A 10,060-nucleotide genomic window follows, 5' to 3' on the forward strand; every position below is an offset into this window, starting at 1 on the left:
GAAATTAAGGTTAGACTAATGGTTCACAACCTACCGCAAAAATATTGACACTTACGAGTTAACATCTGAAGTTGCAGCATTAGCAGTATTGCTAGTTAATAAAACGGTAGATCCAGAAGCAAGAGCAATCATTGCGGCAGCTACCCACTTCTTGCGAACACTAATAATCGTATCGGCCTTCTTTTGTGTTTCTAAAGCTGCCAATCGATCCACTGATTTAAATAAAAACGACAGATCTTTATGATCATTTGGATTTGTTAAATTGCTCATACTTGCATCCCCTATCTAATTTTGTAAGTTTTATTAAATCTTGTTAAAGAAATTTAATAAATAATATCATCTATTTTTTAGATAATCAATATATTTTTATATTATTTTAATTTTTGCTATAAAAAATAGAATTAACACTTAAGTTGACTCCATACCAGCTTTTTATTCAATCTTTATTTTTCATTTATTTACGGAACTAATTTACATCTATTTTTATTTTGCTAAATAATTGATATTAAATAAGCCATTATAAATAAACAAAATTTCAACATGAGGTATCAGTAGATGTACTATGCCTCATCTTCTATCCTTGGAAATTTACAATATTAGCTCCAAGTATAAAATACTGTTCTTGATTTTCCGCTTCACTTTGAACTACTATGACATGCATTTATCATTACGACAAGAAAAAACAGTCCATGATTTCTCATGAACTGCTTAGAAAGAGATACTTCTAATATTTTCGAATTTTTATTGATGTTACTCTGTGACCTACATCTTTATAAAGAATGATATTAGCCCTTTCCTTGGTTGGTGCAATATAGTCACGTAGATTAACTAAATTAACTGTCCGCCAAACCTTTTTTGCATAATCAATTGATTCATCTAAAGGAATATGAGCCCAATGATAAAAGAAATTATTAGGATTATCTTTATTAATATCTAGCAAGCATTTAAAGCGAGTTAAGAACCATTCCTCTAATAAGCTTTCATCGGCATCAATGTATATAGACAGATCTATATAGTCACTAATAATCTTCTTTTCATTTACAGGAATTTGCAAAATATTGATTCCTTCTAAAATTAAAATATCTGGATTGGTAATGCTACGATATTTACCAGGAACTATGTCTGAAAGTTCATGCGAGTATACAGGATAGGAAACATCCTCTGCTCCATTACTTACTTGAGAAAGAAAATCATTTAAAAGCGATGTATTATAGCTATCAGGGAACCCTTTACGTGACATTAAATTCTTTTGCTCCAGTACTTTGTTGGGATAAATAAAGCCATCAGTCGTCAACGATTGAATATCTAAATCAGAGTAAAATTTACTAATAAGTGCTTCTATTACTTCAGCAGTCGTTGACTTTCCTGCAGCAACTGATCCAGTAATTCCTAAGATAAACGGCTGGTTTAAATCAGCACTCTTAATGTAATTTGTCTTTAATTTAGAGAACATTTTCTTATTTTGAACACAAATCAATATATATTGAACTAAGGGGATATATACTTCTTGAAGTTCATTGATTGTAACCTGTAACTTATTTTGATCAATAAAACTTTTTAATAGTTCATAAGAAGGAAGCTCCATTTTAGAGTTTAATTTAGCCCAGTGATTACGGTCAACAGTAATAAAATTATTCATCATTTACGCTCTTTTAAGTACCAAATTAAGAGGTGTAACAATTATAGGGACAAGAATTGCATTAAATATCGCTTCTACCAGACCATTGAAACCTAGAGCAGTGACTAGAATTATCAACAATGGAGTTGATTGACTAAAATGCCCCAAGTAACTTGTTAAGGTGCTTGAATTAGACATAAACATTAAATCGGTAAGTAAAATTACAAGAATAGTGTTCGTCAGTGAAGCGACTGCTCCACTGAGCATATACCCTATTTTTTGAATATGTGCATCCCTATCTTTAAATTTCTGACTGATTAATCCAGGAAAGAATCCTGCTAGAATACTAGGAACAAGAGAAATTACTGGATTTTGGAACAAAAGCAAGCTGACCATATCTCCTGGTTGTGTATAGGCCACAACCAAACGAGTAAGCCCCCAAACTAATCCAAAACTTAATCCCCATTTTGGTCCCATTAAAGTCCCATAAACAGCAATGGTTAATGGAATAGTAGTTATTGCAGGAAGACTAGGAAGAATTCTTACATACCCAACATTTGGAACAAATGTCTGAATAAATAGTAGTGCAATAAATACAGCTGTGATCGTTAAATTGGTAATTTCTTTTCTAGTCTTCATAATGATACGCTCCTTGCCATATGCTGATTTTTCATTCTTATTAGAGCACGATTTACACAAGCAGGAACAACATCTGAAATATCGCCCCCAAATAACATAATCTCTCTTACAATACTAGAAGATATGTATGAACATTCAGGGTTTGAAAATAGAATTAAAGTTTCTATATTGGGGTCCATTTTCTTGGTCATTAACGCTATTTGTTGTTCATAAATAAAATCTTCATTATTTCTCACACCACGTACAATAACATCAGCATTTAATTCATGAACCAAATTAACAGTTAAATCACTTTGAACAAGGCTCACGGAAACATTAGGATAAACAGACACAGCATCTTTAACAAATTGATATCTTTGTTGAGGAGAAAACATACCATTTTTGGAGGTATTATTTGAAACAACAACGACTAACTTATCAAATAATTTTGAAGCTCGACTAATGATATCTAAGTGACCATTAGTTATTGGATCAAAGCTACCTGGAAATATAGCTTTCATAATTATTCTTCCTTAATTTTTAATCAATTGATATCTTTTTATATTTAGAAAAGTATTTCAAAAACCAATTTTTAGCGTATTCTACTGTTGGATCTTCAGTGGAATTCATAGTATGACAAATTGATATCTTCCAAGGAAACTCAGGTGTAATTTCAGCATTCTTTATTGCATGATCACTATAGTTCTTTTCTATTGGTGCAGCTACAATACCAATCAAGTTCTTATCACGTTGAACTAAATTTAAAATCAAGTCCCATGACTGAGTTTGAAGAAAATAATTGGGGTTCAGCCTGTCACCTTTAAATCTTTTATTCAATTGAAAAGTAACCATAAAATCATCTGTCAGAGTAACAATCTTTTCTTTTTCTATTTCAGAGAATGGGATTGGACCAGCATAATCATTAAAACGATGATCTTTATTAAACCAAACCCTAACTGTATTTTCGTATATTAAATCCTCATAAATGCCTTCAACAGTCGCTGGAGAAACAATCACAGCTAGATCAATATCACCTAAAATCAACATCCTCTGTAATTCATAAGCTCCACGCTCTATAATTTTTAATTGAATGCCTGGATTATGATTAATAAAAGCTATTAAAGCGTCATTGAACACGGTCGATATAATAACTGGTGCAATACCCAATCTAACAATTCCGTTACTATTTTCTGATAATTCATTTAGTTTCGAAACCATTTCAATATATTGCTCATATACTTTTTTAGATTCCTTAACTAAAACTATACCGTAACGTGTCAATCCAATAATTTTACCCTTTCGGCGATTAAAGATTTTTACTTGTTGTTTAAATTCCATATCTTTAATTGCCTTACTAATAGCAGGTTGAGACACATGGAGGACTTCAGCACTACGAGTTAAGTTAAAGTCATTATCTGCTATAGTGAGCAAATAACGGATTTGGTTAATATCCAACTTTTAATCCCCCTCTGAATTAAAAATACTTAGCTATTTCTTATCATTCTTGATATTCATGACTGGTTCTTGGAAAATTCTTGGATCCATCTCCTGTAAGTTGTCACTAATAATTGGTTTAAACTCCATTTGATCAAGAACATCTTTTTGTAAATCAACGCCTGGGGCAATTTCCATTAATTCAATACCGCCTTTAACTAGCTTAAATACGGCTCTTTCAGTTACATACCAGACTTCTTGATTACTGTCATATGCGACCTTACCTGAGAAGGTAATTTGTTGAACATGCTTTACAAATTTCTTTACTTTACCTTCTTGGATAATGTTTAACTTCCCATCCTTGATTTCTTCCTTGAGTCCAGCTGCAGTAAATGTACCAGTGAAGACAATCTTAGGGGTATATTGAGTAATATCAACGAAACCACCAGTACCAGCAATCTTAGGACCAAATTTTGAAACATTTAAGTTACCATATTGGTCAGCTTCAGCTAAACCTAAGTAAGTTGCGTCAAGTCCACCACCATTGTAGAAATCGAACATGTAAGGTTCATCAATAGTAGCTTGAGGAGCAATAGCTGTACCAAAACTACCACCACCTAATGAAGTACCACCGAATGTACCTGCTTCAACAGTAGTTACGATATTGTCAGATAATCCTTCCTCTTTCATAACCATTGCGCAGTACATTGGATATTGACCAATACCGAAGTTTACACAATGGTCTGTATCAGGATTGAATAAGAATGCAGCTCTTCTGGCAATAACCTTCTTTTTATCAAGAGGCAAATCCATTTGCTTAACGTCTTTTACAATATTGGATTTGATAATATCTGGATTATAAATATAATCTGTGGTTTGCTTAGTCATTTCAGGGTTGTCAGTTGGAACAACATAATCAACTAAAACGCCAGGTACTCTTACCGCCTTTGGATCAAGGCTACCAGCCTTAACAACACGCTTAACTTGAACAATTACCTTACCACCATTGTTGTGAGCTGCCATGGCAACAGCAGTAACATCCATGGTTAAAGGCTCATCATCAAATGTGATATTACCGTTTTCATCAGCATAAGTACCACGGAAAATTGATACATCTGGCTTTGGTGTTTCATAAGCTAAGTAATCTTTACCATGAATCTTAATTCTATTTACCAAAGTAGAATTCTTTGCAGCTTCATTTAAACGACCACCATCATTTTCTGGGTCAACGAAAGTTCCTAATCCAGTATGAGTTACTAAAACTGGACGATGAGCAGCTGCATCTCTAAACAATTGTGAAATTGTACCTTGTGGGAAATTAAAAGCTTCAAAATCATTATCCGCAACCATCGGTGCAAGCTTTGGAGCTAATGACCAAAGCCCACCAACTACTCGACGGAGCATTCCTTTTTCAGCAAAATTTTCAACAGCTGAACCTTTGTTATCACCGATACCACATCCATACCAAACATCCAAATCCTTTGGGTGTCCAGTTTCTTGGTATCTCTTTTTCATCATTTCAAGAATTTCTTCAGCGACATCAGTGCCAAGGCAGCCATCAAGAGCTACACTGGCATTATCTGGGATCAATTCTGCTGCAGTTTTACTGTCAATAACTTTAACAGACATAGATTTATCCTCCTATGTTTAAATCTAACTAACTACGTTTCTACTGAATTGGAAACCAGATGAGTTTAATAATATGTATGAGAGTATGTTTCAAATTAGTAGAATTTTGGAATCATTTATTTTCTTTACGCCTATAAGATAACGCTTACATCACGAATTGTAAAATCATTAATTTTCAGTGTTTTCATAACTATTGGTTATAGCTCATAATAAAAAAAGACGAAATTATATTCGTCTTTTTTACCGCTTGATTATAAATCAATTTATACATTAATTCTACCATCATAAAATGGCTTTAAATTACATAATTTCGATGTTTTTATTTAAGATTCTTTGAGCATCATCCATCAAATCTTTAACAATTTCTGCAGCAGGTTTAGATTCTTTAATTAGACCGGCAACTTCACCAGCCATAAAGAAACTCTTATCAGGGTCATCTTCTCTTACACCAACGTACAAGCCTTTGTTCAATGCTGAATTAAATTCATCTCTTGATACACCTGTCTTTTCAAGCTCAAACAACTTACCTGCTTCTTCATTAGCAATACCTCGAGTAGCACCGCCCTTAATAGTAGAGCCCACAACAGCAGTACCAGTATCAGTAGCGTCAATAACAGCCTTACGCCAGTTATCACCTACAGGACTTTCCTTAGCAATTGAGAAAATAGTACCACATTGTACACCTTCAGCACCAGCTACAAATGCTTCAACAACACCACGACCGTCACCGATACCACCAGCAGCAATTAATGGAATATTGATTGCATCAGCAATTTGTGGCCATAATACCATTGAAGTAGTTCCACCGATATGACCGCCGGCTTCCATACCTTCAACGATAACTGCGTCAGCACCCATTTCTTCCATTTTCTTAGCAATCTTTACATTAGGAATAACTGGCATAACCTTAATTCCTGCTGCCTTTAAGTCAGGCATATATGGTTTAGGAGTACCAGCACCAGTAGTAACGATCTTTACGCCTTCATCAATAATTACTTTAACGTGTTCTGGTGTATTCTTATCCATCAACATTAAGTTAACAGCAAATGGCTTGTCAGTTAACTTCTTAGCCTTTTGAATTTGCTCTCTTAATTCATTTGGGGTCTTACCACCAGCGGCAATAATACCTAAACCACCCCCGTTAGAAACAGCAGCTGCTAGATCAGCAGTAGCTACTTCTTGCATAGCACCTTGTACAACTGGATACTTAATACCTAATAATTCTGTGACTCTATTCATAATTTATTCTCCTAGTATTAACCAAACAAAACACATTAAATTTTCAATTACTTGCCAGTAAAGTTCTTTTCTCTCTTTTCAACGAATCCTGCCATACCTTCTTTTTGGTCTGTAGTACCAAACATTTCAGCCCAAATTTGGCTTTCAAGATCGATAGCAATATCAAGTGGTAAGTCTGCACCTCTATCAACTGAGTACTTAGCACGAGCTACTGATAATGGAGCATTCTTCATAATCTTATGAGCGATTTCCTTAGCCTTATCCATTAATTCATCAGGTTCTGCAAGTTCATCGAACAAACCGATTCTATATGCTTCCTTAGCATCAATCATATCGCAGGTAGCAATCAATTCCTTAGCTTTACCTCTACCTACAACACGAGTTAATCTTTGGGTACCACCAAATCCAGGAATAATACCCAACCCAGTTTCAGGTTGACCAACCTTAGCCTTGGTAGAACCAATTCTCATATCACATGAGCATGCAAGTTCACAACCACCACCTAAAGCGTAGCCATTAACAGCAGCAATAACGAATTGTGGTAAATGTTCTATTTCGCCAAATGATGAGTGAGCAAGTTTTGATAACTTCAAAGCTTCAGTTACATTATCATTTTGCATTTCCTTAATGTCAGCACCTGCAACAAATGACTTAGCACCTGAACCAGTAACGATTAAAACACGAATGTCGTCTCTTGCTTTAACTTCTTTTAAAGCGTCACCGATATCTTGCAAAGTTGCTAAGTTCAAAGCGTTTAAAGCCTTTGGACGATTAATAGTTAAGACAGCAATGCCATCTTCTGCTTCATCTAACAAAACATTTTCGTATTTATTAAAACTCATAATTTTGTCCTTTCAAAAAATAAACTCATCTTTCGCTCTCATCGCCATTAATTTTTGTTCAAGTATGCACAAAATTCAAATTTACAATTATTTTCAGATATTTTTATGAAGCTTATGTAAGTGCTTGTCCTCGTAGTGTGAAAGCAGTGTATTACTTTTGGTTATATATAATATAACAAGCTAAATATTATTGTGAGTTATTTATTATAGTTCTGCGTAAACCGCTTTCATTATTGGCTATTTGCCTCATATAACTTTCTTTGATAGTTATCATAACAATTACTATTAGATAAGTCTTATGAGATTGTCATTTCTAGCTTAAGCTGCATATAATCAGGTTGAAATTATGTAAAAGGAGTGAGAAATATGTCGGGACTATGGATATCTCGTTATATTGCAGAGTTTTTTGGAACTGCAATCTTAGTAATTTTAGGTAATGGTGCTGTAGCAAATTCATTTTTGAAAGGCACCACAGGTAATGGAAAAGATGGTCAATCAAATGGTGGTTGGAATTTCATTGCTTGGGGCTTTGGATTCGGTGTTATGTTGTCTGCCATGCTATTTGGCTCAATTTCTGGTAACCACATTAATCCTGCCATTACTATAGGTGAAGCCGTATGTGGAATTTTCCCTTGGGATCACGTTGTACAATATATAATTGCTCAAATGCTTGGTGCAATTGCTGGGCAACTGCTAGTTGTAGCAATTTATTGGGTGTACTTTAAAGAGACTCCTAATAATGAAGGAGCAATTTTAGCTTGTTTCTCCACTGGTGAAACCTTAAACAATAAGCTCAACGGTTTTATCAGTGAATTCATTGATACTGCCATTTTAGGATTTGTCGCAATGGGACTTTATCGTGGAATGTTCTTTAAACAATCTATCGATATTGCCAACATTGGTATCGGACTAATTATTACCGCACTAGTTATGGCCGGCGGTGGTCCTACTGGTCCCGCATTAAATCCTGCTAGAGACTTAGGTCCAAGAATTGTACACGCAATTCTACCTATTCCAAACAAAGGAAATTCAAACTGGGGTTACAGTTGGATTCCTGTAGTTGCTACAACCTTAGGAGCAATACTAGGAATTTGGCTATATAAAATTAGTTTTGGTTTATAGATTTTTAAATTAAGCAAATACAAGAATGATGATGCATTAAACGTCACTTACTCGTTTTCTATATAGGAGAAAAGTGATATGAATTTTCTAACTAATGATGGAATTAAAATTAATTATCATGTGAAAGGTAATGGTAAACCTCTTATATTCGTGACAGGCTTTGGTGGTCACCAAGAGATTTGGAAATTACAAGTAGATTATTTTTCTGAACTTGGCTATCAGGTTATTACTTACGATCATCGTAATTTTGGTCGTAGCGAGCGAACTAAAAAAGGGCACACTTTAAATCGATTAACTTACGATTTGATTGAGTTAGTTGAACATCTAGGAATTAAAAAAGCGGCTTTTATAGGCCATTCAATGGGTGGTAGCGTACTCTATAATTTAATCAGATTAAAACCAAGTATCGTTCAGTTAGCAGTCATAATTGATCAAACACCTTTTATGATAAATACAACTGATTGGAAATACGGCTTTATGAATTATACTGTAGACAATTATATTGAAGAAGCTAAAAAAGTTCCCAATGTTCACGAAACTCTTCACGGATTAGATAACAGAGTAATGCCTGGTTTAATAGAAGCTAAGGTAGCTTATCCATTTAGCAGAACTGACAATTTTGATTTGTTGTGCGAACACGCTACTAAGGACTGGCGAAAGGTGGTTCAAAATGCCTCTATGCCAATCTTCGCAGTTGCAGCAATTAAAAGTCCATATTATAATTCTGACTTTACCACATGGATGACTCGACAAAACAACAATGTTAAAGCTACATTAGTTGCTAACAGCGGTCACGATATCATGGCTGAAGTTCCTGATCATTTTAATAAAATTCTTTATAAATTCTTGTTAGAAAATCATTATTCAAGTAAGTAAAAACGAAATTAGCTATAAGAAAAGGCCTAGGTTCATATCACAACCTAGGCCTTTTTTTCACACCATTTAAACTACGGGCAAAAGTATGTATTGCCATTTTAATTGCCTCATATAGCTTACATACTTCCCAGTCTACTAGATTTCTTACTGCTTTATGACCAAAAATAAATAGGCTACGTCTGCCTTTTACAAACGTAGCTTGTTTTGAGAGAGGGAAAATTTATAACTGATCATTTATTCAAAAACACTAGTAAATGTCTTAGCAATTTTCATAGTCTTGTAATTGCACCACCAATACCAGCTGGTCCAATATCAATCATTTTCTTTAATTATTCTGGACTATGAATTTTCCCTTCAGCAATAACTGGCATTTCAGCATCGACCAAAGCTTTAACTAAATCATAATCTATCTGAACTATTACTTCTGTCTTAAATGAAAAATACGATGCATACAACAAGTAGCCTGATATGATTATCGTTTGTTATATCTGATTTAACTATATTTCATAGATAGTATTAACGAGACTGTAAAATAGTTTGTGTAAGGATGAATGATTCCTTAAATTTATTTCTTTAAACATTAGAAAAAGGAGTTCCTTTCTCGTATGATTGGTTTGAACAAAAAAAACATACAGAAAGAAGAACTCCTTCATGAATGATTTTACCAAAGATTTTGCTCAAG

Annotated in this window: 10 protein-coding genes and 1 pseudogene; 2 read left to right on the forward strand and 9 right to left on the reverse strand. The window is 34.1% G+C overall.

Translation table 11 applies throughout. The features are described 5' to 3' along the window. Positions 1–51: 51 nt before the first annotated feature. The 8 genes from CP352_RS10405 to CP352_RS10440 form a co-directional block, all read right to left on the reverse strand. Positions 52–270, reverse strand: a complete 219-nt coding sequence (locus CP352_RS10405; protein WP_089151046.1) for a hypothetical protein — start codon at positions 268–270, stop codon at positions 52–54. 454 nt (positions 271–724) lie between these two features. After that, positions 725–1,642, reverse strand: a complete 918-nt coding sequence (gene coaA, locus CP352_RS10410) for a type I pantothenate kinase (protein ID WP_089151047.1) — start codon at positions 1,640–1,642, stop codon at positions 725–727. Next, the gene (locus tag CP352_RS10415) at positions 1,643–2,257 is read right to left on the reverse strand and encodes an ECF transporter S component (protein ID WP_089151048.1); all 615 of its coding nucleotides are present in this window, start codon (positions 2,255–2,257) and stop codon (positions 1,643–1,645) included. Next, complete coding sequence (gene coaD / locus CP352_RS10420; protein WP_089151049.1) at positions 2,254–2,757, reverse strand: pantetheine-phosphate adenylyltransferase; 504 nt, start codon at positions 2,755–2,757, stop codon at positions 2,254–2,256. The genes CP352_RS10415 and coaD overlap by 4 nt, the downstream gene beginning before the upstream one ends. Positions 2,758–2,776: 19 nt before the next feature. Further along, positions 2,777–3,691, reverse strand: coding sequence for a LysR family transcriptional regulator (locus tag CP352_RS10425; protein ID WP_089151050.1), 915 nt, complete (start codon positions 3,689–3,691; stop codon positions 2,777–2,779). Between the two features lie 33 nt (positions 3,692–3,724). Beyond that, positions 3,725–5,299 (reverse strand): acyl CoA:acetate/3-ketoacid CoA transferase, encoded by a 1,575-nt coding sequence (locus tag CP352_RS10430; RefSeq protein ID WP_089151051.1) that lies wholly within the window; start codon positions 5,297–5,299, stop codon positions 3,725–3,727. A 300-nt stretch (positions 5,300–5,599) separates the two neighbouring features. Beyond that, positions 5,600–6,538, reverse strand: a complete 939-nt coding sequence (locus tag CP352_RS10435) for a nitronate monooxygenase (protein ID WP_089151052.1) — start codon at positions 6,536–6,538, stop codon at positions 5,600–5,602. Positions 6,539–6,585: 47 nt separating this feature from the next. Continuing rightward, on the reverse strand, positions 6,586–7,380 hold the full coding sequence (locus CP352_RS10440; RefSeq protein WP_089151053.1) for an enoyl-CoA hydratase-related protein: 795 nt from the start codon (positions 7,378–7,380) through the stop codon (positions 6,586–6,588). Between the two features lie 366 nt (positions 7,381–7,746). Here CP352_RS10440 and CP352_RS10445 point away from each other — a divergent pair, with 366 nt between their 5' ends. Beyond that, a complete protein-coding gene (locus CP352_RS10445; RefSeq protein WP_089151054.1) occupies positions 7,747–8,502 on the forward strand; it encodes an MIP/aquaporin family protein in 756 nt (251 codons plus the stop codon). Between the two features lie 78 nt (positions 8,503–8,580). Then, complete coding sequence (locus CP352_RS10450; RefSeq protein ID WP_089151055.1) at positions 8,581–9,378, forward strand: alpha/beta fold hydrolase; 798 nt, start codon at positions 8,581–8,583, stop codon at positions 9,376–9,378. A 234-nt stretch (positions 9,379–9,612) separates the two neighbouring features. Here the strand turns inward: CP352_RS10450 and CP352_RS10455 are convergent. Next, positions 9,613–9,785, reverse strand: a pseudogene (locus CP352_RS10455) (N-acetylmannosamine-6-phosphate 2-epimerase); the annotation flags it as partial. Between the last annotated feature and the right edge of the window lie 275 nt (positions 9,786–10,060).

Source organism: Lactobacillus sp. UMNPBX1 (assembly GCF_002554085.1).
GTDB classification, from domain to species: domain Bacteria; phylum Bacillota; class Bacilli; order Lactobacillales; family Lactobacillaceae; genus Lactobacillus; species Lactobacillus crispatus.

Bases quoted from the DNA above. Each gene is read 5' to 3' on its own strand.
- coaD (WP_089151049.1), bottom strand. From the start codon at position 2,757: ATGAAAGCTATATTTCCAGGTAGCTTTGATCCAATAACTAATGGTCAC.
- CP352_RS10440 (WP_089151053.1), bottom strand. From the start codon at position 7,380: ATGAGTTTTAATAAATACGAAAATGTTTTGTTAGATGAAGCAGAAGAT.
- CP352_RS10445 (WP_089151054.1), top strand. From the start codon at position 7,747: ATGTCGGGACTATGGATATCTCGTTATATTGCAGAGTTTTTTGGAACT.
- coaA (WP_089151047.1), bottom strand. From the start codon at position 1,642: ATGATGAATAATTTTATTACTGTTGACCGTAATCACTGGGCTAAATTA.
- CP352_RS10405 (WP_089151046.1), bottom strand. From the start codon at position 270: ATGAGCAATTTAACAAATCCAAATGATCATAAAGATCTGTCGTTTTTA.
- CP352_RS10415 (WP_089151048.1), bottom strand. From the start codon at position 2,257: ATGAAGACTAGAAAAGAAATTACCAATTTAACGATCACAGCTGTATTT.
- CP352_RS10435 (WP_089151052.1), bottom strand. From the start codon at position 6,538: ATGAATAGAGTCACAGAATTATTAGGTATTAAGTATCCAGTTGTACAA.
- CP352_RS10450 (WP_089151055.1), top strand. From the start codon at position 8,581: ATGAATTTTCTAACTAATGATGGAATTAAAATTAATTATCATGTGAAA.
- CP352_RS10430 (WP_089151051.1), bottom strand. From the start codon at position 5,299: ATGTCTGTTAAAGTTATTGACAGTAAAACTGCAGCAGAATTGATCCCA.